Raw genomic sequence first — 24,221 nt, forward strand, 5'->3', positions numbered from 1 at the left:
AAGGCGGGACGGGTTCAGGCGGGGATCGGGGACGCCGCCGTCGTCGCGGTGCGGCCCACCAGCGGGGGGAAGTCGCGCATGACCACCGCGAGGGCGTCCAGGTCCCCGTTCACCAGGGCCTGCGGGCCGTCGCACAGGGCCTGCTCGGGGTGCGGGTGCACGTCGATGATCAGTCCGTCGGCCCCGACCGCGACCGCGGCCCGCGACAGCGGCAGCACGAGGTCGCGCCGGCCGCCGGAGTGCGACGGGTCCACGATCACCGGCAGGTGCGACAGCCGCTGGACGACCGGCACCGCAGAGATGTCGAGCGTGTTGCGGGTGGCGGGCTCGTAGGTGCGGATGCCCCGCTCGCACAGGACGATGTCGAGGTTGCCGCGCTGGGCGACGTACTCGGCCGCCATCAGCCACTCCTCGATGGTCGCCGTCATGCCCCGCTTCAGCATGACCGGCTTGCCCGCCGCGCCCACGGCCTGCAGCAGCGCGAAGTTCTGCGCGTTGCGGGTGCCGACCTGCAGCATGTCGGCGTACGACGCCACGAGCGCCACGTCGTGGGCGTCCACGACCTCGGTGACGATCGGCAGCCCGGTCTGCTCGCGCACGTCGGCCAGGATCCGCAGGCCCTCCTCGCCCAGTCCCTGGAAGGCGTACGGCGAGGTGCGCGGCTTGTAGGCGCCGCCGCGCAGCAGCGTCGCGCCCGCCGCCTTGGCCATCAGCGCGGCCTCCAGCGTCTGCTCCGGTGTCTCGACCGCGCACGGGCCCGCGATGAGGGTGACGGTGTCCGGGCCGATCGGCACGCCGCGCACGGTCACCGTGGAGCGTTGGGGATGGTTCTCCCTGCTCACGAGCTTGTACGGCGTGGAGACCCGCACGACGTCCGCGACGCCCGGCATGGCGCGCAGGTTCAGTGTGGCGAACTGCTCGACGTCGCCGATGAGGCCGACGATCGTACGGTTCACGCCGCGGCTCGCGAACGCCTCCCCTCCGGCGGAGGCGACGAGGTCGGCGATCGCCTCGATGTCGTCCTGCGTGGCCTCGGGGGTCATGACGATGACCATGGTGACTCCTGTCGCTGTCGACGGTGCGGGTCCGGAAAAACGACGAAGGCCCCGGGTCCGTGTGGACCCGGGGCCTTCGTTCGCCGTGGCTGTCAGCGCAGCGCATGGAGGCGATCGGTCCTCACGGGTCCGTCGCCATACCAAAACGACCAAGCGGTGCGCATGTGACGCAATATAGCGCACGGTTCCTTGATCGTGCCGCACCCGCACCTCCGGGGTCCGGTGCGGTCGTCCTCCGGGCGGATGGCAGGATGGCACGCGTGCCGGAGAATCCTGAGGAGGAGACGCGCCTGCCGCCGGGCCAGTACGTCCCACGCGGACGGCCCGTCGTCCACTACGGGCGGGTCCCGGCGTTCCGCCCTGAGACGTGGCGTTTCCAGGTGTTCGGCGCCACGGCCTCGGGCCGGGTCCACGAGTTCTCGTGGGAGGAGTTCGCCGCGCTGCCCAGGGCGACGGTCATGGCGGACTTCCACTGCGTCACCAAGTTCTCCCTCATGGGGAACGAGTGGGGCGGCGTTCCCACGTCGGTGCTGCTCGACCGCGTCCCGCCGGCGCCGGGTGTGCGTCACGTCATGGTCTGGGCCGAGTACGGCTACAGCGCCAACATGCGCATGTCCGACTTCGAGCGCCCGACGACGCTGTTCGCCACGCACCTCGACGACAACCCGCTGTCCCCCGAGCGCGGCTATCCCGTACGGATCGTGGTGCCGCACCTGTACGCCTGGAAGAGCGTGAAATGGGTGCGCGCGGTCGAGTACCTGACCGAGGACCGGCGCGGCTTCTGGGAGGAGCGCGGCTACCACAACGTGGCCGATCCCTGGAAGGAGCAGCGCTACTCATATCAGGAGGACCCGGGCGACGGCCCTCCGTGAGGCCGCCGAGCGGCTACGGTGTCCGGCGTGTCTTCAGCCGTCTGGATCACGCTGTGCGCGCTCTGCGGGGTCTGCGGCGGCGCACTGGGCCGCGCCCTCGCCTGCCGCGGGCCGGCCCCCGGCGAACTGCCCGGGGAGGCGACGTTCCTCGCCCTGCGCGTCGCCGGGCTGGCCGCGGGCTCGCTGCGCGCCGGGCTCACCCACGGCTCCGCCCGCCGCGCCGCACGGCACCTGCGGACGTTGCTCGGCACCGCCGGCCTGGTGGTCGCCACGAGTGACCGCGTCCTCGCCAGGGACGGCACGGGTGTGCCGGCGGACGAGGCGGTCCTCGCCGAGGCGCGCGCGACCATGGCGGACGGCAGGCCACGCCGCGCCCCCGCCGCGGGCGGCGACCGGCACGGGGTGGTCGTCCCCCTGACCCTGGAGGGGCGGGCGGTCGGCGCTCTCGCGGCGTACGACACGGAGATCGGCGCCGCCATGGTGCGCACGGCGGCCGAGGTGGGCCGCTGGATGTCCGGCCAGCTCGAACTCGCCGAACTCGACGCCTCCCGCAGGCGGACCCTGGAGGCGGAGGCGCGGGCCCTGCGGGCGCAGATCTCGCCCCACTTCGTTTACAACTCGCTCACCACGATCGCCTCGTTCGTCCGGACCGATCCCGAGCGCGCCCGCGAGCTGCTGCTCGACTTCGCCGACTTCATCCGGTACGCGCTGCGCCGTGCGGCCGACTTCACCTCCCTCGCCGACGAGCTGAGCTGCGTGGACCGCTACCTGCTGCTGGAGCAGGCGAGGTTCGGCGACCGGCTGCGCTTCACCGTCCAGGTCGCCCCCGAGGTGCTGCGGGTCGACGTGCCGTTCCTGTGCCTGCAGCCCCTGGTGGAGAACGCCATCAAGCACGGCATGCCGGGGGAGGTCCGGGTCGTGATCAGGGACGCCGGGCCGGAGGCGCACATCTGGGTCGAGGACGACGGCGTCGGCATGGACCCCGAGCATCTGCGGGCCGCGCTCGCCGAGGAGAGCAGCGGGATCGGGCTGAGCAACGTGGACCTGCGCATGCGCCACCTCTACGGCCAGGACTACGGGCTCATGGTCGAGACGGCGCCCGGCAAGGGCACCCGCATCCGGCTGCGCATCCCCAAGAGCCGCCCCCGGGCCGTCCCTGCCCGCTCCTGAACCCCTCTCGCCGCGCCCCCGGCGGCCGGGCCGGGCGCTCAGCCGGTCAGGAGCGGGAGCCGGAGGACGAACCTGGCGCCGCGCGGGGAGTCCTCGACGCACAGGCTGCCCTCGTGCGCCACCGCGATCGCCCGGCACAGGGCCAGGCCGAGGCCGCTGCCGTCGGGATCGAGGCGCCGTCCCGCCTCCAGCCGGGTGAAGGGTTCGAAGATGCGATCCCTGTCCTCCTTGCCGACGCCGTCGCCGTCGTCCATCACCACCACCAGCGCCTGGGCGCCGGCGCGCTCGGCGCTCACGTCCACCTGGCCGGCGGCGTGGCGCTGCGCGTTCACCAGAAGGTTCGTCACGATGCTGGCCAGTTGCACGCGGTTGCCGAGGACCCGCACGTCCGGCTCGGTCCTGGCGAGCACCGGCACGCCCGCGGCGCGCGCCGCCGCCTCGGCGCGTACGAGCGCCCCGAGGTCGACCGGCTCGTACGAGCACGGCGTGTTGCGGAGCCGGGCGAAGGCGAGCAGTTCGTCGATGATGTGCTGCATGCGGTCGGCGGCCGGCAGCGACCTGGCGATCGCCTCCCGTGCGTCGATCTCCGGGTAGAGCAGCGCCTCCTCCAGCCCGGTACGCAGCCCGGCGAGCGGGGACTTGAGCTCGTGGGACACGACGGCGGCGAACTCCCGCTGCCGCGTGACCGACGACTCCAGCCGGCCGAGCGTCTGGTTCGCGGCGCGGGCCAGCTGGGCGATCTCGTCCCGGCCGGACGGCTGCGGCACCCGCAGGGACAGGTCGTTGGCGTTGATCTCCGACATCCGCTGCCGGATCGCGTTGATGGGGCGCAGGACGCGGCCCGTCGCCCGCCAGGTCGTCCACGTCCACAGGGCCGCCAGCAGCGCCCCGCCCGCGCCGATGAGGAGCTCCAGCCGGTGCCCGCGCAGGGCGGGCGGCTGGTCCGTGCCGGCGTAGACGAAGTGGGGGTCGCCCCGCCAGAGCTCCCAGGACTGCAACGACGGGACCCGGGCGGCGGTGAGCATGACGCACCGCTCGCTCTCGGGGCACTCGGTCACGTCGCGGAAACGGTTCTCCTCGGTCGGCCTCACCGTGCTCAGCGGCCGATCGCGGGCCATGGGCCCGGCCATCACCACCCGGCCCCGCGAGTCGGTGAGCTGGACGAGCGGGACCCGCGCTGTCGGCGCCGGCGGCGGGACCTGCCCGCGTTCCATCAGGCCGATCCACTCGGTGGCGACGCGACGCGTCTCCTTGAAGATCTCGCTCTCGATCCGGTGCCGGATCAGCAGGCACAGGCCGATCCCGATCACCGCGGCGACGAGCACGGACACCGCCGCGACGGTCAGCGTCACGCGCGCCTGGATGGAGTGGGAGAGGGGAAGGAACGTGCCCGGCCTGATGCTCATCAAAGTTCCTCGTTCGGCCTGGTCTCCCTGTCAACGGTAAGCAGCCCTGGTGGATAAAAGGCCTTTTGGGCGGCGAAAGGCCAATAGTTCTACCTAGTCTTGGCCTGGAACTTGCCTCGGCACCGGCCCGCTATGGTGGCGGAGAGTATCGGGAATGTCACCTACCGCTCGGTCACCCCTTGCGCGGAGGGCGGGGCACGCGGCACGGTGGACGCCATGCTGCGTGTCCTCGCGGTGGACGACGAGGTCCCCGCCCTGTCCGAGCTCGCCTTCCTGCTCCGCCAGGACGCCCGGGTGGAGCACGTGAGCACGGCGACCGACGGCGGGGCCGCCCTGCACGACATGGTCCAGATGATCGCCCACGGGGAGCGCCTCGACGGCGTCTTCCTGGACGTGCGCATGCCGGGCCTCGACGGCCTCGACCTGGCCCGGCTCATCGGCGGTTTCCCCACGCCTCCCCGCCTGGTCTTCGTCAGCGCCCACGACTGCGCGGTCCAGGCGTTCGAGCTGGAGGCCGTCGACTACCTGCTCAAGCCCGTACGCCCGGAACGCCTGGCGGAGGCCGTACGCCGGCTCTCGGCCGCCGTCGCGCCTCCCGGCGCCGAGGAGGACCTGGAGACGATCCCGGTCGAGCTCGGGGGCCGCACGAAGTTCGTGGCCCGGCAGGACGTGTGCTACGCCGAAGCCCACGGCGACTACGTGCGCCTGCACACGGGCGACGCCGTCTACCTCGTGCGGATGTCCCTCGCGGCGCTGGAACGCCGCTGGGCGGGCGCGGGGTTCATCCGGGCCCACCGCAGCACCCTCGTCAACGCCCGGCACGTGAGCGAGCTGCGCTTCGACGCCGGGCGGGTGGTCCTGCAGGTGGGCGGCGAGACGCTGCCGGTGAGCAGGCGGCACACCCGGCAGGTGCGCGAGCAGCTCGTCCGCCAGTTCCGTCCCTGAGCCTCCACGCGATCACCCCGCACCCCGCGGCGCCTCAGGGGCGGGCCGGGGACGCGACCATGCCGCTCTCGAAGGCGCGGGTCACGGCGGCGGCGACGCCGTGCCGGGGGAGCAGCCCCTTCTCGGCCGCCTCCCAGCCGGTGTAGGTGAGGGCCCACAGCACCTGCTGGATCCACTCGGCGCTGACGCCGGGGTCGAACACGCCCTCGGCCTGGCCGCGCTCGATGAGGCTGACGGTGGTCGGCACCGACAGGTCGGGCTCGAAGCAGGCGGTGAACTCCTCGAGCACCCGGGGGTCGCCGAACAGGAACGCCAGACGGTCCCCGGCGTCCACCAGGGCGGCGATCAGCCTGCGCATCGCCTCGAGCGGCGGGCCCTGGTCGATGGCCGCCCCGGCCGTCGATCTCTCCACCACGCGGAAGGAGTCGACGACGGCCGCGTTCACGAGGTCCTGCCGGTCGGAGAAGTAGCGATGCAGCGTGCTGCGGCCGATCTGGGCGGCTTCGGCGATGTCCGCGAGCGTCGCGCCGCGGTCGCGGGCGAGGACCGAGGCCGCCGCGGCGAGGATGGCACGGCGCGTACGGCTGCGCGTGCCCGATTCCCTGGTGTCGGTCACCTCCGGAAGGCTAGCAGCGCCTCCATTAGGAGACGATCGCGGTTGATAATGAGACATCGAGGTCTCATTATGAGCTCATGAACTCTTATTCCATCGTCGCCGAGGGGCTGGGCAAGCGCTACGGCGACACCCGAGCCCTCGACGGGTTCGACCTGAGGGTCGCCGGCGGGAGCGTGTGCGCGCTTCTCGGCCCGAACGGCGCGGGCAAGACCACCGCCGTCCGCGTGCTGACCACGCTGGCGCGGCCGTCCTCCGGCCGCGCGCTCGTGGCCGGGTTCGACGTCGCGCGGCAGCCGGCCGAGGTGCGCCGCCGCATCGGCCTGGCCGGGCAGGAGGCGGCCGTGGACGAGATCCTCACCGGGCGGGAGAACCTCGAGATGTGGGGGCGGCTCCACCACCTGGGCGCGGCGGCGGCGCGCCGCCGCGCCGGCGAGCTCCTGGAGCGGTTCGGGCTGGCCGAGGCGGCCGACCGGAGGGTCAGGCACTACTCCGGCGGCATGCGGCGGCGTCTCGACCTGGCCGCCGCGTTCCTCCAGGCTCCGCGCGTGCTCTTCCTCGACGAGCCGACCACCGGGCTCGACCCCCGCAGCCGCACGGAGGTCTGGCGCACCGTGCGCGGGCTCGCCGACGCCGGCAGCACCGTGCTCATGACGACGCAGTACCTGTTCGAGGCCGACCAGCTCGCCCGGCAGATCGCGGTGATCGACGGGGGGAGGGTGATCGCGGACGACACCCCCGAGCGCCTGAAGTCTCTGATCGGCGGCGACCACCTCGACCTCGTCGTGCGCGATCCCGCCCGCCTCGGCGACGCCGCCGCGGTCCTCGCGGGCGTCGCGCAGGCCGAGCCCGTGGCCGACGCGGACGCGCGCCGCCTGACCGCCCCTGTGCGCGACCGCGTCGGGGCGCTCACGACGGCCGTACGGGAGCTGGAGCGGCGCGGAATCGAGGTCGAGGACGTCTCCCTGCGCCGTCCGACGCTGGACGAGGTCTTCCTGAGCCTGACGGCGGAGGCGGCGGCGTGAGCGCCCCGGCCGCCCCGGACGCGCCGCCCCGGTGGGGTGAGCGGCTGCGCTGGACGCTGTCGGACGCGTCGGTCATCGCTCGCACCAACCTCACGCACTGGGTCCGCAACCCGGCCGCCGTCCTCAACCTGACGATGTATCCGATCGTCATGGTCGTGCTGTTCGGCTACGTCCTCGGCAGCGCGATGAACGTCGCGGGCGGCGGCGACTACCGCGAGTTCCTGATGCCGGGCATGTTCTCGCAGACGATGGCGATGGGGGTGATGACCACGATGACGGTGGTCAGCCTGCAGACCGCCCGCGGGGTGACCGACCGCTACCGCTCGATGCCGATCTCGCGGCCCGGTGTGGTGCTCGGCCGCGCATTCGCCGACATCGTCAACTCGGTGCTCGAACTGCTGATCCTGCTCGCGTGCGGCCTGGTCGCCGGATGGGGCTGGCATCGGGGGATCGGCGACGCCCTGGCCGCCGTGGGCCTGCTCCTCCTGCTGCGCTTCGCGCTCATCTGGGTGGGGATCTACCTCGGGCTGGCGCTCACCCCGGAGGCGGCGAGCGCGGCCTGGCTGCCGCTGCTGCCGCTCACGATGCTGGCCAACACCTTCGTGTCCCCGGCGCTCCTGCCGGGCTGGCTGGGGGCGATCGCGGAGTGGAACCCGCTGTCGGCGACGGTCGCCGCGTGCCGGATGCTGTTCGGCAACCCCGGCTGGCAGGGCGATTCCTGGGCCGCCGGGCACGCCCTCACGCTGGCGATCGGCTGGCCGCTGCTGATCACGCTCGTCTTCCTGCCCCTGTCCGCCCGGCGCTATCGCCGCCTCGGCGGCTGAGCCGCGCACACTCGCCGGGGCGCGCGGGCCGGCCGGGGGCGTCTTCGCGCGCCCCGATCTACCGCTCGTCGCCTCCCGGGGCCCGCTCGTCGTGCGGGAGCGGGCCGCATGGCGCTAACTAGAGACCGCTCGTCCGAAGGGCCATCCCCCGGCCCAATTACACCTCGTAGTCTTTCGCACGTCGCAAGACACGCGGGGTAATCACAAAGTGAGCAGGTTGTCACCGGTTGGTTACCAAGCGGGGCCCTACTCGGGGGGGAAGGGCCCCGCCCACGCGTATCGGGGGGGTGCGCGGCGATCCGGCCATACGGGGGCGCCGGATCGCCGCGAACGCCCCGGTCAGGCGCCGCGCAGTTTCTTGAGCAGTTCGATGTCCTCGCGGTGCTTTTCCACCTTGCCGGGCGTCTCGATGCAGATGGGCACCCCGGCGGCCGTGGGGTGGCGCATCAGCTCGCCGAACGCCTGGGCGCCGATGTGCCCGGCCCCGATGTTCTCGTGCCGGTCCCGCTTGGAGCCGCAGGGGTCCTTCGAGTCGTTGGCGTGGACCAGCTTGAGCCGGCCAGGAGCGACGTCGTTCAGCGCGTCCATCATCTCCTTCACCCCGCCCGGCGCGGCCAGGTCGTGCCCCGCCGCGAAGGCGTGGCAGGTGTCGAGGCACACGCCCACCTTGGGGTGGTGGTCGAGGGCCTCCAGATAGGGACCGAGGTCCTGCACGGTCGCGCACAGCATCTGGCCCTGGCCCGCCATCGGTTCGAGCAGCAGGTCGGGGCCGTCGTCCGGAAGCTCGTCCAGCACCGGCAGCAGGTGCTCGTGGATCTGGCGCATCGCGGCCTCGCGCGACTGGCTCACGGCAGAGCCGGTGTGGACGACCACGCCGAGCGCGCCGGTCTCGACGCCCCTGCGCAGGGTGTGGCGGATCACCGCGATCGAGTTCTCCAGGGTCTCCGGCGTCGGCGACCCGCAGTTCACGAGATAGGCGGCGTGCAGGAAGACCGGCACGCCCGACTCGCGGAGCTTGGCGTCCTCGGCGGGGTTCCCCTCGCTGAGCGCCCAGCCCCGCGGGTTGGTGACGAAGACCTGGATCATCTCCGCGCCGATGTCGGCCGCGTACTTCAGCCCGCCCTTCGCGAGGCCGCCCGCGACGAAGACGTGTCCGCCGATGAGAGTGGAAGGAGTCATGATGCCCCCCAGAGTATTGGCACAGAGTATTGGCGCAGGACATCGGCGCAGGCTGGTGCCGCCGTCTTCCGCCACAGCCCCTTTTGCCACAGCCCCTTTGTCACAACGTACAAAGCGGCGTCCGGAGCGGGGCGTCCGGTTCGGACGTCGCGCCGCTGGAATCAGGTCGGGCCCGGCGGTTGACTGACGGGCATGCGCGAACTCGGCCAGGACGACCTGCGGGCCTGCTGCGCCTCCGCCAGGTGGCTGGAGGCGGTCGCCGCGCGCGGGCCGTTCCGGGATCTCGACGAGCTCCGCCGCGCGAGCGAGGCGGCTGTCGCGACTCTGACCTGGGACGACGTGCTGGAGGCGCTGGCGGCGCACCCGAGGATCGGCGAGCGTCCTGACGGCGCGGGACGCGAGGCCGCGTGGTCGCGGTCCGAGCAGTCCGGGACCGCGGACGCCGGCCGGGAGGTGCTCGGCGCGCTCCGCGAGGGCAACGCCGCCTACGAGAGCCGGTTCGGTCACGTCTACCTGGTCTGCGCGACGGGGCGGGAGGCCGGCGAACTGCTGGCGCTGCTGCGGGAGCGGCTCGGCAACGACGAGAAGACCGAGCGCAAGGTCGTCAGGGACGAGCTGTCGAAGATCGTCGCGGTGCGGCTGGCCAAGCTCTGGGAGGGCCGGTGAGCCTTTCGACGCACGTGCTCGACACCGCCGCCGGGCGGCCGGCCAAGGACCTGTTCGTACGGCTGTCGCGGCGCGCCGCGCACGGGTTCGTGCCGGTGGCGGAGGGACGCACCGACGGCGACGGCCGCATCCGGGAGTGGACGCCGCTGGGCCGGGAGTGGGACCCGGCCGAAGATCCGCGCCCGGGGACCTACCGGCTCGTGTTCGACACCGGCGCCTACCTCGGGGACGAGGCGTTCTTCCCCGAGGTGAGCGTCGTGTTCACCATCCGGGAGGCCGGCGAGCACTACCACGTGCCGCTGCTGCTGAGCCCGTTCGCCTACTCGACCTACCGGGGGAGCTGACGTGGCCGTTCTGGGGCCCAACAGGTACGGCAAGGCCGAGACGAGGGTCGTGCGGGTGACCCGGCACGGCGACGCGCACCGGATCAAGGACCTCACGGTCAGCACGTCGCTGTCGGGCGACATGATCGAGGTGCACCTGAGCGGGGACAACTCCGCCGTCCTGCCCACCGACACGCAGAAGAACACGGTCTTCGCGTTCGCCAAGAAGCACGGCGTCGGGGCGATCGAGGATTTCGCGCTGCTGCTGGCCCGTCATTTCGCGGAATCCCAGCGCGCGATCCACCACGCGAGGGTCGCCGTCGAGGAGCACGCCTGGGAGCGCAACGGCGCGTTCGGGCACTCGTTCGTCCGCTCGGGCCGGGAGGTCCGCACCTGCGTGGCCCACCACGACGGGACGCGGTCGTGGGTGGTCTCCGGGCTGCGCGACCTCGTCGTGCTCAACACGACCAACTCCGAGTTCTGGGGCTTCGCCAAGGACGAGTACACGACGCTGCCGGAGACCCGCGACCGCGTCCTGGCCACCGCCGTGGACGCGGCGTGGCGGCACGCGGACACCTCCCAGGACTGGGACAAGACCTACGAGAACGCGCGGGGCGCCCTGCTCGCGGCCTTCGCCGACACCTACAGCCTGTCCCTGCAGCAGACCCTCTACGCCATGGGCACGCGCGTGCTGGCCGAGTGCCCGGGGGTCTGCGAGGTGCGGCTTTCGCTGCCGAACAAGCACCACTTCCTGGTGGACCTCGCGCCCTTCGGCCTGGACAACGACGGCGAGGTCTTCTTCGCCGCCGACCGGCCGTACGGGCTGATCGAGGGCACGGTGCTGCGTGAGCACGCGCCCGCCGCCGGCCCGGCCTGGGAGTAGCCGATGGACTTCCTGCGACCGCTGACCTGGATGGACGCCCTGACGCTGAAGGCCGAGCGGCCCGAGGCCACACCGATCCAGGGCGGCACCGACGTCATGGTGGAGATCAACCTCGACAAGGGCCGCCCTGCCGCCCTGCTCGACCTCACGCGGGTCCGCGAACTCCGGGACTGGTCGCGGGAGGGCGACGAGATCCGCGTGGGCGCGGGCGTGACCTACTCCCGGCTGATCGCCGAGCTCGGGGCCGATCTGCCCGGCCTGGCCCAGGCGTCCCGTACGGTCGGGTCGCCGCAGATCCGCAACCGGGGCACGGTCGCGGGCAACCTCGGCGCGGCCTCGCCCGCGGGTGACAGCCACCCGCCGCTGCTGGCCTGCGGCGCGGTCGTGGAGGCCGAGTCGGTGCGCGGCACCCGGCTGATCCCGATCGGGGCGTTCTACACCGGTGTGAAGCGCAACGCGCTCGCCCCCGACGAGCTGATCCGCGCCGTGCGGGTCCCGGCCGCCACAGGCCCGCAGTACTTCTCCAAGATCGGCACCAGGAACGCCATGGTGATCGCGGTGTGCTCGTTCGCGGTCGCGCTGGACCCGTCGGGGCGCCGGGTGGGCACGGGCATCGGCTCGGCCGCGCCGACCCCGCGCCACGCGCCGCGGGCCGAGGACTTCGCGTCGGCGGAGCTGGACTGGGACGGCCATGGCCCGCTCGATCCCGGGGTGGCGCGCGGCTTCGGCGAACTCGTGGCCGCCTCCGCCGCGCCGATCGACGACGTGCGGGGCCGCGCCGCCTACCGCACGCGCGCGCTGGCCGTGATGGCGCGCCGCGCGCTCGGCTGGGCATGGGACGACGTCAGGGGGAAGTCATGAGGGTGAACCTCACCGTGAACGGCCGCCCGATGACGGCCGACGACGTGTGGGAGGGCGAGAGCCTGCTGTACGTCCTGCGCGAGCGACTCGGCCTGCCGGGCGCAAAGAACGCCTGCGAGCAGGGCGAATGCGGCTCCTGCACGGTCTATCTCGACCACACGCCGGTCTGCGCGTGCCTGGTCGCCGCGGGTCAGGCGGAGGGGCGCGAGGTGGTGACGGTCGAGGGCCTGGCGACCTCCGGCGGCGGGCCGGACGCCGGGTTGAGCGAGGTGCAGCGCGCGTTCGCGGACGCGGGGGCCGTGCAGTGCGGCTTCTGCACGCCCGGTCTCGTCGTGCAGGCCCACGCGCTGCTCGCGGGCGCCGAAGGGGTGCCGCCGGACGCCGACATCCGGGAGGCCCTCGCCGGCAACCTGTGCCGCTGCACCGGATACGAGAAGATCCTCGACGCCGTGCGCCTGGCCGCCGCCCGCCGCGCGGGGACGGCATAGGTCCCCGCCCATGACGCACCACGACCCCGCCATCGTCCTCCCCGGGAGTTCCGTTGCCTGAAAGCCCACGTCCGGTGGTCATCGAGAACGCCCACGTCGTCCCCGTCGCCGGGGAGGAGATCCCGTCCGGCCACGTCGTCGTGGAGGACGGCCTGATCACGGCGGTCGGCCCCGGCCCGGCGCCGGCCGTGCCCGAGGGGGCCGAACGCGTCGACGGCTCCGGCTGCCTGGCCACCCCCGGCCTGGTCAACACCCACCACCACCTCTACCAGTGGGCGTCCCAGGGGGTGACGCCGGACGGGACGCTGTTCGAGTGGCTGGTGGCGAGCTACCGGCTGTGGGCCCGGATGGACGCCGAGGTTGTGTCGGGCGCCGCGACGGCGGGGCTGGCCTGGCTGGCCCTGTCGGGCTGCACGACCTCGGCCGACCACCACTACGTCTTCCCCAAGGGCAGGGGAGACCTCTTCGAGGCGGAGATCGAGGCCGCGCGGCGGGTCGGGCTGCGCTTCCACCCCTGCCGGGGATCGATGGACCGGGGCGCCTCGTCCGGCGGCCTGCCGCCGGACGAGGTCGTGGAGGACGTCGACGAGATCCTCCAGGCCACCGACGACGCGATCCGGAAATATCATGATCCGTCGTTCGGGTCGATGCTGCGCGTCGCGGTCGCCCCCTGCTCGCCGTTCTCGGTCAGCGGCGAGCTCATGACCCGCTCGGCCGACCTCGCCCGCTCCCACGGCGTACGGCTGCACACGCACGTGGCGGAGACGGCCGACGAGGACGAGCACTGCAGGGAGCAGTTCGGCGTGCTGCCCGTCGAATACCTCGACCGGCTCGGCTGGCTGGGCCCCGACGTGTGGCTGGCCCACTGCGTCCACCTGACCGACAAGGACGTGCGGCGCTTCGCCGAGACCGGCACGGGCACGGCCCACTGCCCGTCCTCCAACGGCCGCCTCGGCGCCGGCATCGCCCGGATCTCCGACCTGCTGGCCGCGGGCGTGCCGGTCGGGCTCGGAGTCGACGGCGCGGCCTCCAGCGAGATGACCCCGCTGGCCGGGGAGATCCGCATGGCCGTGCTCACGCAGCGGGCCAGGTACGGCCCGCGCGCGCTGACCGCCCGCCAGGCCCTGGAGATGGCCACGCTCGGCGGCGCCCGCTGTCTCGGCCGGGAGGCCGAGATCGGCTCGCTGGAGCCCGGCAAGCTCGCCGACGTGGCGCTGTGGCGGCTCGGCGCCTTCCACTCCGCGATCGACGATCCCGTCGTCGCGTTCGCGTACGGCGCGACCCCGCCGCTCGCCCGGCTGCTCGTGGGCGGCCGGACCGTCGTGGACGACGGCGAACTGCGCACCGTCCCGGGAGAGGAGGCCGCGCGGGCCGGGGCCGACGCCCATCGCCGGCTGACCACCATGGATCATGTCTGAGGCGTTCCCGGACACGATCGAAGGGCCACAGGTGAGCCACACCATGACAGGACACGTCGTCATCGCACCGGACAAGTTCCGGGGGTCGCTCACCTCGCCCGAGGTGGCCGCGCACGTGGCCGCCGGGCTGCGTTCTCCGGGATCGGGGAACGTCCCGGTCGTCGAGCTGCCGGTGGCCGACGGGGGCGACGGCACCGTGGACGCGGTCGTGGCGAGCGGGTTCACCCGGGTCGAGACGGAGGTGACCGGGCCGGCCGGCGACCCGGTCACCGCGAGCTACGCCGTGCGCGACGAGCCCGGCGCACGGGTCGCGGTGATCGAACTGGCCGAGGCCTCGGGCCTGCGCCGGCTGCCGGGCGACCCGGTGCCGCTGACCGCCACCAGCCGCGGGACCGGTGAGCTGATCGCCCACGCCGTACGGCACGGCGCGACGCGGATCGTGCTCGGCCTCGGCGGCAGCGCCTGCACCGACGGCGGCGCGGGGATGGCCCAGGCCCTCGGCGTGCGGCTGCTCGACGCGGCGGGCGACGACCTGCCGCCGGGCGGCGCCGCGCTGCGTGACCTGCACGCCGTCGACGCCTCGGGCCTGCTGCGCGGGTTCGAGGTGATCGTGGCGAGCGACGTGGACAACCCGCTGCTCGGGCCGTACGGCGCGGCGGCGGTGTACGGCCCGCAGAAGGGCGCGAGCCCGCAGGACGTGGCCGTGCTGGAGGCCGGGCTCGCCCGGCTGGCGGCCGTCGCCGCGCACACCCACGGCCTGGCGGGCGCCGCCGAGCACGACGGCGTCGTGCGCGCGATGGGCGTGGCCGGGCGGCCGGGGGCGGGCGCCGCAGGCGGGGTGGGCTTCGGCGCGCTGACGTTCCTCGGCGCCGAGATCCGGCCCGGCATCGGCTATCTGCTGGATCTGGTGGAGTTCGACCGGCACGTGGAGGGCGCCCGGCTGGTGATCACGGGCGAGGGCTCGATCGACGAGCAGACCCTGCGCGGCAAGACACCGGTCGGCGTCGCGGCCGCCGCGGCCAAGCACGGCGTGCCGGTCGTGGCCGTCTGCGGGCGGCGCACCGTCGGCGACGACGAGCTGAGGGCGGCCGGCATCGAGGCGGCGTACGCGCTGACCGACGTCGAGCCCGACGTGCGGCGGTGCATGGCCGAGGCCGGGCCGCTGCTGGAGCGGCTGGCGGCGCGCATCGCCGCCGGACATCTCACGACATGAGGAGTGGCGCGTGGGAGAACCGTACGACCTGGTGGTGAGGTCCCGGCGGACCGTGACCCCGGAGGGGGAGCGCCCGCTCGCGGTCGCCGTGCGCGGCGGCGTGATCGCGGCCCTGCGGCCCTACGACGAGCCGCCGGCGGCGGAGGAGTCCGCCGACCTCGGCGACCTGCCGCTGCTGCCCGGGCTGGTCGACTCCCACGTGCACGTCAACGAGCCCGGCCGCACCCACTGGGAGGGCTTCGCGACCGCCACCAGGGCGGCGGCGGCCGGGGGCGTGACCACGATCGTGGACATGCCGCTCAACTCACTGCCCCCGACCGTTGACGTGGCCGCGCTGGAGGTCAAGCGGAAGGCCGCCGAGGGCCGGTGCCATGTGGACGTCGGCTTCTGGGGCGGCGCGATCCCCGGCAACCTCGCCGACCTGCGGCCCCTGCACGAGGCCGGCGTGATGGGCGTCAAGTGCTTCCTGTCGCCGTCGGGCGTCGACGAGTTCCCCGCGCTCGACCGCGAGGGGCTGCGGGCCGCGCTGGCGGAGGTGGCGGCCTTCGACGGCCTGTTGATCGCGCACGCCGAGGACCCCGGGCTGCTGTCCGACCCCGGCGGCCCCGCGTACGACGACTTCCTGCGGTCACGCCCCCAGGAGGCCGAGCGCCGGGCCGTCGAGCAGGTGATCGCCCTCGCGGCGGAGACGGGCGCGCGGGCGCACATCGTGCACGTGTCGGCCGCCGCCTGCGTCGAACCGCTGCGCGCGGCGCAGGCGGCGGGGGTGTGCGTCACCGCCGAGACCTGCCCGCACTACCTGACCCTGGCGGCCGAGCAGGTCACCGGGCCCGCCTACAAGTGCTGCCCGCCGATCAGGGAGGCCGCCAACCGCGACGGGCTGTGGCAGGCGCTCGCCGACGGCGTGCTCATGGGGATCGTCTCCGACCACTCCCCGTCGACGCCCGACCTCAAGGTGCCCGACTTCGCCGCCGCCTGGGGCGGCATCTCCTCGCTCCAGGTCGGCCTGCCCGCGGTGTGGACCGCGGCCCGCGCCCGCGGGCACGGCCTGGCCGACGTGGCCCGCTGGATGGCCGAGGGACCGGCCCGCCTGGCCGGCCTGCCCCACAAGGGGGCGATCCGGGAGGGCGACGACGCGGACCTCGTCGCCTTCGACCCCGACGCCGAGTTCACGGTGGACGTCGCGGCGCTCCACCACCGCAACCCGGTGTCTCCCTACCACGGGGCGCGGCTGGCGGGCGTGGTGCGCACCACCTGGCTGCGCGGCACGCCCGTCGATTTCGCCAGGCCGCGTGGCCGGCTGATGACGAGGGGAGCCCGATGACCGGCTTCACCCACCTGCCCGACCTCGCCCTGCGCACGTACGGCGGGTCGGTCGTGGCCGCCAACGACGAGTCGTTCGCCGAACGGGAGGCCCTGATCAGGCCGGGACCGGCCGAGTTCCGGCCGCACACCTTCGGCGCCAAGGGCCAGGTCTACGACGGCTGGGAGACCCGGCGGCGGCGCGAGCCCGGCCACGACTGGGCGATCGTGCGGCTCGGCCTGCCGGGGATCATCAGGGGCGTGGTCGTGGACACCGCGTGGTTCCGCGGCAACTACCCGCCGTACGCGTCGGTCGAGGCGTGCGCGGCCGAGGGCTATCCCTCGCCGGACGAGTTGGACGGCTGGGTGGAGATCGTGCCGAAGAGCCCGCTGAAGGGCGACGCGGTCCACGAGTTCGCCGTGACCGATCCCCGCCGCTTCACCCATGTGCGGCTGAATATCTTCCCCGACGGGGGCGTCGCGCGGCTGCGGGTCCACGGGCGGGTCGTGCCCGACCGCGCGTTCCTGGAGGGCCTCACCGTCGATCTGGCCGCCCTGGAGAACGGCGGCCTGGTGACGGCGTGCTCCGACGAGTTCTACTCCTCGCCGAACAACGTCCTCGCGCCCGGCCTGGCCCGCAACCAGGCCGAGGGCTGGGAGACCGCCCGCCGTCGCGACGGCGGCAACGACTGGCTCGTCGTCGCCCTGGCCGGGCCCGGCCGGGTGGCCGTGGCCGAGATCGACACGACCAACCTGGTGTTCAACGCCCCCGGCTGGGCGTCGCTGAAGGGCGTGGACGTGGACCGGGCGCCGCTGGAGGACGAGGACGCCTGGTTCCCGCTGCTGCCCAGGACGCGCCTGCAGCCCGACACCCGCCACCGCTTCCGCCTCGACGACGACCGCCGGATCACCCACGCCCGGCTCGACATCCACCCCGACGGCGGCCTCGCCCGCCTCCGCCTCCTCGGCACCCTCGCTCCCTGATCCCCGCCCCGACGTCGGGGTTGACGATTCACGCTCAGGAGCGCCGCCGGGGTGGTTCCGGCGAGTGGGGCGGCGGCCGGCGACGCGCGGGCGGCGACCCGGAGCGTTCGGGGACGATCACGACTGCTGCGCCGCGTACCGGCGGACGACCGGTTCCAGGTAGCCGACGTGGGGCCCGCTGAGACGCGCGAGTCCGGCGGGGGAGTGGACCAGGGTGATCCGGTCCAGCTCCGGGTCACGGCCCAGAGCCGTCTCCGACGCCACGAGATCCGCGAATCGTTCGTGCAGGAACGACGCGGGCCGGGACGGAGCGAGGAACAGGACACCGACGCTTCCGTCCTCGTCCCGGGTGACCAGCCATAGGGTCAGATCGCCGGGCGCCGCGTCGACACCGATCTCCTCGGCCAGCTCCCGCGTGGCATGCCGGCGAAGCGCGGCCGTGTCGAGGAGCCCGTCGCCCTCGGGAGGCTCGACGGAACCGCCCGGAAGTTGCCAGCGGCCCGGAGCGGCCGTCCACGGCGACATCCGCACAACCATGAGGCGCCCGTCGTCCGACGGCTGCACGATGCTGACGAAGAGGGACGGCAGCCACACTGTGGCCCCCGGGACACGGCGCAGGGCATGGAGCCGGTAGGTCGTCCGGGCCCAGGTGATGACCAGGCCGTCCGGATCATCTCGTTCCAGCCCCGCGCATGACACGGCCGGTCCGTCGAAGAGGGCCGGATTGGCCCGCACCGCCTCATCCCACGCGCGGTTCACGGCCGCCTGCTCTTCGGGTGGGATCCGCGGCGCGGCGGCTTCGACGAGGCGGAGCCGGCGAGTCTCCAGGAGTTCGACGCCGGAACGTTCTGGCAGAGCCTCGCTCACCGGCTCATGTTCGCACGTACACCGCCCGCCGGGCGCGACTCTTACCGCACAGGGGGGGGCGCGTCCCGGCACCGCTCGTGTCTCCGCTCCGGGCAGGCGCCGCCGGCCGCGCGGCGCCACACCGGGAAGCGGCCTCGGGCAACCGCGCGACCGGGCCGTACGCGACCGGACAGCCGGCGTCAGTGCCAGATGGTGATGGTGGTGCCCGGGGGCTGCTGGCCGAGCGGATTCTCGCCGACCACGCGGTCCGTACCCACCAGCCTGCGGGTCTTGACGTTGAAGCCGGCCGCCTTCAACTCCGCCACGGCGTCCCTGATGGCCTTGAAGCGCACGTCGGGCACGTTGACGACGGCGGGCGGGCTCTGGCCGGGATCGGCGGGATTGATCTCCCACGGCCAGTGGAAGCCCTGGTCCGGGCCGCGTGAGGCCGTCAGATGGACGGTCGCCCCGGCCACCACCTCGGCGCCGCCGGGCGGGTCCTGGGCGATCACCGTGCCCGGCGGGGCGTCGTCGGCGGTCTCGTCGATCTGGACGTTGAAGCCCTTCTCGCGCAGGAACTTCTCCGCCTGGTCGCGCATCATCTGCGTGACGTCCGGCATCAGCAGACCGGCGCTGACGACGAAGTTGACCGTGCTGCCCTTCTTGACGCGCTTGCCCACCGGCGGGTTGGTACGGATGACCTGGTCGCGGGGGATGGTGTCGCTCGCGCTCTTGCTCACCCGCCCTGGCGTCAGCCCGGCCTCGGCGATCTTCGCCCGGGCGTCCGTCAGGCTCAACTTCTCGACTATCGGCACGGTGATCAATTGCGGGCCGGCCGACGGGATGAGGGTGAGCACCGAGCCCTTGACCACCTCGGCGCCCAGGCCCGGCTCGGTGTCGAGAACGATGTCCTTCGGCACCTTGTCGTCGAACCGCGCCTGGCCGACCCGGACCTCGAAGCCGGCCTGCTGCGCCACCTGCCTGGCGACCGTGACGGGCTTGTTCACCAGGTCGGGGACCTTCGTGTAGCGGCCCTGGGAGAACCACCAGCCGGTGAAGGCGACGCCCGCCAGCATGACGAGGGCCAGCGCGGCGACGAACCAGACGGGCCTGATCCTGCGGCCCCGGCGCCGCCCCGTCTCGGCCCCGGCCAGCAGTTCCGAGCGCGGCTGGATCATCGTGTGACCGAGCGGTGACTCGGGCTCCGCGAGCGCGTGCTGCGCGGTGCCGAACGACGAGGCCCCGCCGGCCGGCGGGATGGTCCGGTGCGCGCCCGTCCGTATGCCGCTGTGGGCGCCGGTGTCCGGGGCTCCGTGCGGCGCGGCGTGCGCACCGGTGTGCCCGGTCCTCGGCAGCGTACGGTGGACCTCGACGGCGGCGACGAGCATGGCGGTCGCGTCCGCCGGGCGCGCGGCGGGGTCCTTGTCGGTGGCCGCGGCGACGAGCGCGTCGATCTGCGGCGGCATGTCGGGCACGATCGAGGACGGCGCGGGGACGGTCTCGTGCACGTGCCGGTAGGCGATCGACATCGGCGTCTCGCCCGCGTACGGCTGCCGCCCGGTGAGCAGCTCGAACAGCATGATCCCGGCGGCGTACACGTCGCTGCGGGCGTCGGCCGTGCCGGTCGTGACCTGCTCGGGCGACATGTAGCCGATCGTGCCGATCATCATGCCGGTCTTGGTCTGGTTGGTCGCCTCGATCGCGCGGGCAAGGCCGAAGTCCACGACCTTCACCCGGCCGTCGTCGGCGAGCAGCACGTTCTCGGGCTTGACGTCGCGGTGGATGAGCCCGGCCTGGTGGGCCGCGCCGAGGGCGGCGAGCACCGGGATGACCATCTCCAGGGCCTCGCGGGCCGGGAGGCGGCCGCGCCGGCGCAGGACGTCGCGCAACGTCCGCCCGGGGACGTACTCCATCGACAGATAGACGTGCGCCCCGTCGGTGCCCTGGTCGAAGACCTGCACGATGTTGGGGTGCGAGAGGCTGGCCACCGACTTGGCCTCGCCGATGAACCGCCGCACGAACTGCGGGTCCTCGGCCAGCGAGCGGTGCATCACCTTGACGGCGACCGTGCGGTCGAGCCGGACGTCCAGAGCCAGGTAGACGGAGGCCATGCCACCCCGGGCGATCCGGGACTCGACGCGGTAGCGCCCGTCGAGCAACTGCCCCACGAGCGGGTCGGTTAGCGTCGTGTCCACTCGCCAGAGTTTACGGGTGATTTGCCGCCCGGCGTGTTCCCGAATCCCAAACCGAGACCTATTCGGCCGCCTCCCGTGCGGTCCGAAAAGCCGTGCCGATTCCGAAAACCGGGCTTACCAGACGAGGAATCGCACGCCTCCCCGCCCGCTCGCGCAGGCGTCTCGGGACGGGCGGGCGAGGGGAGGACGGCTGGTCGCGGTGGTGGCGGATTCAGGACGGGCGGGCGGGGGAGGACGCCTCGGCGTAGCGGCGGCGGGGGATGCGCCCGGCGAGGCGGGCCAGCCGCCCGGCCGTGACCGCCTGCCGCATGGCCGCGGCCATCAGGCCGGGCTGGTGCGCCCGGGTCACGGCGCTCGCCAGCAGCACGGCGTCGCAGCCCAGCTCCATGGCCAGGGCGGCGTCGCTGGCCGTGCCGATGCCGGCGTCGAGGATCACCGGCACCGTGGCGGCCTCGACGATCAGCTCGATGCTGTGCGGGTTGCGGATGCCCAGCCCGGAGCCGATCGGGGCGCCGAGCGGCATCACGGCGGCGCACCCGGCGTCCTGGAGCCTGCGGGCCAGCGCCGGGTCGTCGCCGATGTACGGCAGCACCACGAAACCGTCGGCGACCAGCCGCTCGGCGGCGTCGAAGGTCTCGATCGGGTCGGGCAGCAGGGTCCGCTCGTCCGCGATGACCTCCAGCTTGACCCAGTTCGTCTCCAGCGCCTCGCGGGCCAGGCGGGCGGTCAGCACCGCTTCCCCAGCGGTGAAGCACCCCGCCGTGTTCGGCAGCACCTTGATGCCGCGGGTGCGCAGCACGTCGAGCACCGAACCGCGGGACTCCGGGTCGAGCCTGCGCATCGCGACGGTCGTCAGCTCGGTGCCGGACGCCTCCAGCGCCTGTTCGAGCACCTCCAGCGACGGCGCGCCGCCTGTGCCCATGATGAGCCGCGAGGTGAACTTCTCCCCGCCCAGCACGAGGACGTCGTCGGTCATGCTCACCCTCCCTGCACGGCCGTGAGCACCTCGACGCCGTCGCCGTCGGCGACCTGGGTGGAGTCCCAGGCGCTCCGGCTCACGACTTCGCCGTTCAGCGCCACCGCGACCCCGGACGTGAGGGGCGTGAGGGTCCGTACGGCGTCGCCGATCGTGGCGCCGTCCGGCAGTTCGGCCGCGCCTCCGTTGATCGTTACTTTCATTGGCTGAATCTCCCTGGATCGCAGAACCGGGCGACCTGGGGCACCTCGTCGCCGGTGAGGAACGCGGCGACGGCGTCGGCGGTGATCGGGGACAGCAGCACCCCGTTGCGTCCGTGCCCGGTCGCCGCGAGTACGCCGGGCGGCCCTGCCGGGCCGATGAGCGGCAGGTTGTCGGGCGTGCCCGGACGGAAGCCGGTCGTCGTCTCGGCCAGTTCGAGCTCCGTGATGCCGGGCACCAGTTCGCGGGCGTCGCGCAGCAGCTCGTACACGCCTCCGGCGGTGACCCGCGCGTCGAACCCCATCTCCTGGGTCGTGGCGCCCAAGGTGATCTCTCCGTCGCCCCGTGGGACCAGGTAGGCGGGGGAGCCGTGCACCAGCCCCCTGACGCACCGGGTGAGGAAGCCCCGGGGCCCGCGCAGCCGGAGGATCTCGCCCTTGACCGGGCGCACCGGCAGGCCGGGCAGCAGCGACGCCGACCACGACCCGGCCGCCACGACGACCTGACCGGCCGCGATGGCGCCGCCCGACTCCAGCCGTACGCACGGAGCACCGGGCCCCGGGGCGTCGATCCCGGCGACGCGCTCGGTCACCAGCGTGCCGCCCGCCTTCTCGAACGCCGCGAGGAGGGCGCGCACGACCCTGCGGGGGTTGACCCACGCGTCGTCGCGGGCCAGCAGCCCGCCGCGTACGGAGGGGGAGAGCATCGGCTCGAAGGAGCGGCACTCGCGCCCGGTGAGCCGCTCGACCCGCAGGCCGAGCGTCCGCTCGAAGGCCGCGAGGTCGTCGAGGACGGCCATGTCGTCCGCGCCGCGGGCGACCTCCAGCGTGCCCTCGGTCCGGTAGTCGAGGTCGTCGCCGGTCTCGTCCTCCAGCTCCGCCCGGAACGCCGGCCAGGCCGCCAGCGACGCGAGGCCGAGCCGCAGCAGCGGCTCCTCCGTGTAGGTCACCTCGCTGACCGGCGCGAGCATCCCGGCCGACGCGTGAGTGGCGCCGCCTCCCGGCGCGGGGTCCACCACCGCCACCGACAGGCCCCGCCGGGCCGTGCGCCAGGCCGCGGCCAGGCCCTCCACCCCGCCGCCCACGATCACGACGTCGTAGCCGGACTGCGCGCCGGACCGTGCGCCGGATGGCGATGTGCGGGACACAGCGCTCCCTTCGCCGGCATTACCCGGATCAGGTCGGGGCGGTCGAGAGCCTCACGCTCTCCTCTCAGCCCGGTCCGCCGGGCTCCCGCGCGTCTTACGCCCACAAGGGTAGTACGCCGCCCATGACGGCCGATCGCCGGATCGGTGGGTCCGGGGCCGTCCGCCGGGCGGATGACGGCGCGACATGGATCGACACGCGCCGCTCGTGGGCGACCGCACCTTCCGGGGCGGCGATCCGCACCGCCTCACGCACGTGCCGCACGCCACGAACGTCCGGCTGCGCGTGGTCCGGTAGAACGTCCGGTGAGGACCCGGCGTACTTCACAACCCGGGCCCCCGCGGAAGTGCGCGGCAATTGCCCAACTCGTTATGGGGGGCCCGTTGGCCAGGGCCCCCGTTGACAATCTATGGTCAAGCTGTGGATCACGTCGTGGTGGTGGGTGCCGGCCTGGCCGGCGTGCGAAGCATCGAGGCGTTGAGGGCCGGTGGATTCACCGGCCGCATCACGCTCATCGGCGAGGAACACCATCGCCCCTATGACCGGCCGCCGCTGTCGAAGGCGGTGCTGCTCGGAGAGACCGACTCCACCGTGGTCGACTCCGACCTCGACGCCCTCGACGTACGGCTGTGCCTCGGCACGGCGGCCAAGGGCCTGCGCGACGGCGTGCTGGAGACGACCGAGGGCGAGCTGGAGTACGACGGCCTGGTCATCGCCACCGGCGCCACGCCGATCCGCCTGCGCGGCGAGGGCCGCCAGCACGTGCTGCGCACGATCGAGGACGCGCTCGCGCTGCGCGAGCTGCTGGTCCCCGGCGCCCGCGTGGCCGTCGTCGGGGCCGGCTGGATCGGCGCCGAGGTCGCCACCGCGGCGGCCAGGGCGGGCTGCGCGGTGACCGTGGTGGAGGCGGGGGAGAGCCCGCTCGCCGTGGCGCTCGGGCCCGCCGTGGGCAGCCACACCACCGACTGGTACGCGCGGGCGGGCGTCGAGCTGCGCCTCGGCGCGATGGTCGGCACCGTGGACGCCGACGGTCTCACGCTCATGTCCGGCGCCCGGGTGCCGGCCGACGTGATCGTCACCGGCGTCGGGGTGCGCCCGGCCGTCGACTGGCTGAAGGGGTCGGCGGTGCGGCTCGACGACGGGGTGGTGGTCGACGAGCACCTGCGCACGTCGCTGCCCAACGTGGTCGCGGTGGGCGACTGCGCGAGCTGGTGGTCGCGCAGGTTCCGCACCCGGCTGCGGGTCGAGCATTGGGACACCGCGCTCCAGGCTCCCGACACGGCCGCCGCCACCCTGCTGGGCGAGGAGGCGGTCTACGACCCCGTGCCGTACTTCTGGTCCGAGCAGTTCGGTCACATGGTGCAGTTCGCCGGTCATCGGGAGGCCGGCGACCGCATGGTGCTGCGCGGCGACCCGCGCAGGGACGCGAAGTGGTCGGTGTGCTGGCTGACGGCGGACGACCGGCTCGCCGCGGTGCTCACCGTCGACCGGCCGCGCGACGTGGTGCAGGGCCGAAAGATCATCGAGAGTGGCCGGCGGCTCGATTCCCTGCGGGTGGCGGATGCGGCCGTGCCGCTCCGCGACTGCATTATGGCCTAATCGAGGTGTTTCCTGGCAGCTCGCCTGTGGTA

24 protein-coding genes and 1 riboswitch are annotated in these 24,221 nt (G+C 73.5%); of the genes, 15 read left to right on the plus strand and 9 right to left on the minus strand.

What is annotated here, in order from left to right:
* Window positions 1-14: 14 nt before the first annotated feature.
* Window positions 15-1,055, minus strand: coding sequence for a 3-deoxy-7-phosphoheptulonate synthase (gene aroF / locus FLW16_RS01070; RefSeq protein WP_142556634.1), 1,041 nt, complete (start codon window positions 1,053-1,055; stop codon window positions 15-17).
* 251 nt (window positions 1,056-1,306) lie between these two features.
* Between aroF and FLW16_RS01075 the strand changes: the two genes are divergently transcribed.
* Together FLW16_RS01075 and FLW16_RS01080 are read left to right on the plus strand one after the other, a co-directional pair.
* Window positions 1,307-1,927, plus strand: a complete 621-nt coding sequence (locus FLW16_RS01075; RefSeq protein ID WP_142556636.1) for a sulfite oxidase-like oxidoreductase — start codon at window positions 1,307-1,309, stop codon at window positions 1,925-1,927.
* A gap of 27 nt (window positions 1,928-1,954) precedes the next feature.
* Entirely contained in the window at window positions 1,955-3,097 is a 1,143-nt protein-coding gene (locus tag FLW16_RS01080; RefSeq protein ID WP_260614745.1) for a sensor histidine kinase, read from the plus strand.
* A 38-nt stretch (window positions 3,098-3,135) separates the two neighbouring features.
* Here the strand turns inward: FLW16_RS01080 and FLW16_RS01085 are convergent, their stop codons facing one another.
* The gene (locus tag FLW16_RS01085) at window positions 3,136-4,503 is read right to left on the minus strand and encodes a HAMP domain-containing sensor histidine kinase (protein ID WP_142556638.1); all 1,368 of its coding nucleotides are present in this window, start codon (window positions 4,501-4,503) and stop codon (window positions 3,136-3,138) included.
* A 216-nt stretch (window positions 4,504-4,719) separates the two neighbouring features.
* Between FLW16_RS01085 and FLW16_RS01090 the strand changes: the two genes are divergently transcribed.
* Window positions 4,720-5,448: a LytTR family DNA-binding domain-containing protein gene (locus FLW16_RS01090; RefSeq protein ID WP_142557289.1), complete on the plus strand. Its 729-nt coding sequence runs from the start codon at window positions 4,720-4,722 to the stop codon at window positions 5,446-5,448.
* 34 nt (window positions 5,449-5,482) lie between these two features.
* On the opposite strand, the gene FLW16_RS01095 is transcribed toward FLW16_RS01090, so the two are convergent.
* Window positions 5,483-6,064: a TetR/AcrR family transcriptional regulator gene (locus FLW16_RS01095; protein WP_260614746.1), complete on the minus strand. Its 582-nt coding sequence runs from the start codon at window positions 6,062-6,064 to the stop codon at window positions 5,483-5,485.
* A 77-nt stretch (window positions 6,065-6,141) separates the two neighbouring features.
* Here FLW16_RS01095 and FLW16_RS01100 point away from each other — a divergent pair, with 77 nt between their 5' ends.
* Both FLW16_RS01100 and FLW16_RS01105 read left to right on the plus strand, forming a co-directional pair.
* A complete protein-coding gene (locus FLW16_RS01100; RefSeq protein WP_142556643.1) occupies window positions 6,142-7,086 on the plus strand; it encodes an ATP-binding cassette domain-containing protein in 945 nt (314 codons plus the stop codon).
* Window positions 7,083-7,910 (plus strand): ABC transporter permease, encoded by an 828-nt coding sequence (locus FLW16_RS01105; RefSeq protein WP_260614747.1) that lies wholly within the window; start codon window positions 7,083-7,085, stop codon window positions 7,908-7,910. Before FLW16_RS01100 ends, FLW16_RS01105 begins: the two co-directional genes overlap by 4 nt.
* Window positions 7,911-8,249: 339 nt before the next feature.
* On the opposite strand, the gene FLW16_RS01110 is transcribed toward FLW16_RS01105, so the two are convergent.
* A complete protein-coding gene (locus FLW16_RS01110; protein WP_142556645.1) occupies window positions 8,250-9,089 on the minus strand; it encodes a deoxyribonuclease IV in 840 nt (279 codons plus the stop codon).
* Window positions 9,090-9,281: 192 nt separating this feature from the next.
* Here FLW16_RS01110 and uraD point away from each other — a divergent pair, with 192 nt between their 5' ends.
* From uraD to alc, 9 genes are read left to right on the plus strand one after another with little or no spacing between them, the layout of a single operon-like run.
* Complete coding sequence (gene uraD, locus FLW16_RS01115; protein WP_142556647.1) at window positions 9,282-9,755, plus strand: 2-oxo-4-hydroxy-4-carboxy-5-ureidoimidazoline decarboxylase; 474 nt, start codon at window positions 9,282-9,284, stop codon at window positions 9,753-9,755.
* Window positions 9,752-10,099: a hydroxyisourate hydrolase gene (gene uraH / locus FLW16_RS01120; RefSeq protein WP_142556649.1), complete on the plus strand. Its 348-nt coding sequence runs from the start codon at window positions 9,752-9,754 to the stop codon at window positions 10,097-10,099. The genes uraD and uraH overlap by 4 nt, the downstream gene beginning before the upstream one ends.
* A gap of 1 nt (window position 10,100) precedes the next feature.
* Entirely contained in the window at window positions 10,101-10,961 is an 861-nt protein-coding gene (gene pucL / locus FLW16_RS01125) for a factor-independent urate hydroxylase (protein WP_142556651.1), read from the plus strand.
* A gap of 3 nt (window positions 10,962-10,964) precedes the next feature.
* Window positions 10,965-11,822: a xanthine dehydrogenase family protein subunit M gene (locus tag FLW16_RS01130; protein ID WP_142556653.1), complete on the plus strand. Its 858-nt coding sequence runs from the start codon at window positions 10,965-10,967 to the stop codon at window positions 11,820-11,822.
* The gene (locus FLW16_RS01135) at window positions 11,819-12,310 is read left to right on the plus strand and encodes a (2Fe-2S)-binding protein (RefSeq protein ID WP_142556655.1); all 492 of its coding nucleotides are present in this window, start codon (window positions 11,819-11,821) and stop codon (window positions 12,308-12,310) included. Before FLW16_RS01130 ends, FLW16_RS01135 begins: the two co-directional genes overlap by 4 nt.
* Window positions 12,311-12,363: 53 nt before the next feature.
* The gene (locus tag FLW16_RS01140; RefSeq protein WP_260614748.1) at window positions 12,364-13,728 is read left to right on the plus strand and encodes an 8-oxoguanine deaminase; all 1,365 of its coding nucleotides are present in this window, start codon (window positions 12,364-12,366) and stop codon (window positions 13,726-13,728) included.
* A 43-nt stretch (window positions 13,729-13,771) separates the two neighbouring features.
* Entirely contained in the window at window positions 13,772-14,941 is a 1,170-nt protein-coding gene (locus FLW16_RS01145; protein WP_185949192.1) for a glycerate kinase, read from the plus strand.
* 10 nt (window positions 14,942-14,951) lie between these two features.
* Entirely contained in the window at window positions 14,952-16,265 is a 1,314-nt protein-coding gene (gene allB, locus FLW16_RS01150; protein ID WP_142556659.1) for an allantoinase AllB, read from the plus strand.
* A complete protein-coding gene (gene alc / locus FLW16_RS01155; protein WP_142556661.1) occupies window positions 16,262-17,227 on the plus strand; it encodes an allantoicase in 966 nt (321 codons plus the stop codon). The genes allB and alc overlap by 4 nt, the downstream gene beginning before the upstream one ends.
* A 117-nt stretch (window positions 17,228-17,344) precedes the next feature.
* Here the strand turns inward: alc and FLW16_RS44895 are convergent, their stop codons facing one another.
* From FLW16_RS44895 to thiO, 5 genes are all read right to left on the minus strand, one after another.
* A complete protein-coding gene (locus tag FLW16_RS44895) occupies window positions 17,345-18,094 on the minus strand; it encodes an NUDIX hydrolase (RefSeq protein WP_260614750.1) in 750 nt (249 codons plus the stop codon).
* Between the two features lie 179 nt (window positions 18,095-18,273).
* Window positions 18,274-20,268, minus strand: coding sequence for a Stk1 family PASTA domain-containing Ser/Thr kinase (gene pknB, locus FLW16_RS01165; RefSeq protein WP_142556663.1), 1,995 nt, complete (start codon window positions 20,266-20,268; stop codon window positions 18,274-18,276).
* Window positions 20,269-20,479: 211 nt separating this feature from the next.
* Complete coding sequence (locus FLW16_RS01170; RefSeq protein ID WP_142556665.1) at window positions 20,480-21,244, minus strand: thiazole synthase; 765 nt, start codon at window positions 21,242-21,244, stop codon at window positions 20,480-20,482.
* A gap of 2 nt (window positions 21,245-21,246) precedes the next feature.
* Complete coding sequence (gene thiS / locus FLW16_RS01175) at window positions 21,247-21,447, minus strand: sulfur carrier protein ThiS (protein WP_139574490.1); 201 nt, start codon at window positions 21,445-21,447, stop codon at window positions 21,247-21,249.
* The gene (gene thiO, locus FLW16_RS01180) at window positions 21,444-22,592 is read right to left on the minus strand and encodes a glycine oxidase ThiO (RefSeq protein WP_142556667.1); all 1,149 of its coding nucleotides are present in this window, start codon (window positions 22,590-22,592) and stop codon (window positions 21,444-21,446) included. The genes thiS and thiO overlap by 4 nt, the downstream gene beginning before the upstream one ends.
* Window positions 22,581-22,691: riboswitch (TPP riboswitch) on the minus strand. It overlaps the preceding gene by 12 nt.
* Window positions 22,692-23,010: 319 nt before the next feature.
* Here thiO and FLW16_RS01185 point away from each other — a divergent pair.
* Window positions 23,011-24,189 carry an NAD(P)/FAD-dependent oxidoreductase gene (locus FLW16_RS01185; protein ID WP_142556669.1) on the plus strand — a complete coding sequence of 393 codons (1,179 nt, stop codon included), beginning with the start codon at window positions 23,011-23,013 and terminating at the stop codon, window positions 24,187-24,189.
* Window positions 24,190-24,221: the final 32 nt, after the last annotated feature.

This window comes from Microbispora sp. KK1-11, from assembly GCF_006874435.1.
GTDB lineage: Bacteria > Actinomycetota > Actinomycetes > Streptosporangiales > Streptosporangiaceae > Microbispora > Microbispora catharanthi.

Coding starts and splice junctions, on each gene's coding strand:
- aroF (WP_142556634.1), bottom strand. CDS start 1,055: ATGGTCATCGTCATGACCCCCGAGGCCACGCAGGACGACATCGAGGCG.
- FLW16_RS01075 (WP_142556636.1), top strand. CDS start 1,307: ATGGCACGCGTGCCGGAGAATCCTGAGGAGGAGACGCGCCTGCCGCCG.
- FLW16_RS01085 (WP_142556638.1), bottom strand. CDS start 4,503: ATGAGCATCAGGCCGGGCACGTTCCTTCCCCTCTCCCACTCCATCCAG.
- FLW16_RS01090 (WP_142557289.1), top strand. CDS start 4,720: ATGCTGCGTGTCCTCGCGGTGGACGACGAGGTCCCCGCCCTGTCCGAG.
- FLW16_RS01100 (WP_142556643.1), top strand. CDS start 6,142: ATGAACTCTTATTCCATCGTCGCCGAGGGGCTGGGCAAGCGCTACGGC.
- FLW16_RS01110 (WP_142556645.1), bottom strand. CDS start 9,089: ATGACTCCTTCCACTCTCATCGGCGGACACGTCTTCGTCGCGGGCGGC.
- uraD (WP_142556647.1), top strand. CDS start 9,282: ATGCGCGAACTCGGCCAGGACGACCTGCGGGCCTGCTGCGCCTCCGCC.
- FLW16_RS01130 (WP_142556653.1), top strand. CDS start 10,965: ATGGACTTCCTGCGACCGCTGACCTGGATGGACGCCCTGACGCTGAAG.
- FLW16_RS01135 (WP_142556655.1), top strand. CDS start 11,819: ATGAGGGTGAACCTCACCGTGAACGGCCGCCCGATGACGGCCGACGAC.
- FLW16_RS01145 (WP_185949192.1), top strand. CDS start 13,772: ATGACAGGACACGTCGTCATCGCACCGGACAAGTTCCGGGGGTCGCTC.
- alc (WP_142556661.1), top strand. CDS start 16,262: ATGACCGGCTTCACCCACCTGCCCGACCTCGCCCTGCGCACGTACGGC.
- FLW16_RS01170 (WP_142556665.1), bottom strand. CDS start 21,244: ATGACCGACGACGTCCTCGTGCTGGGCGGGGAGAAGTTCACCTCGCGG.
- thiS (WP_139574490.1), bottom strand. CDS start 21,447: ATGAAAGTAACGATCAACGGAGGCGCGGCCGAACTGCCGGACGGCGCC.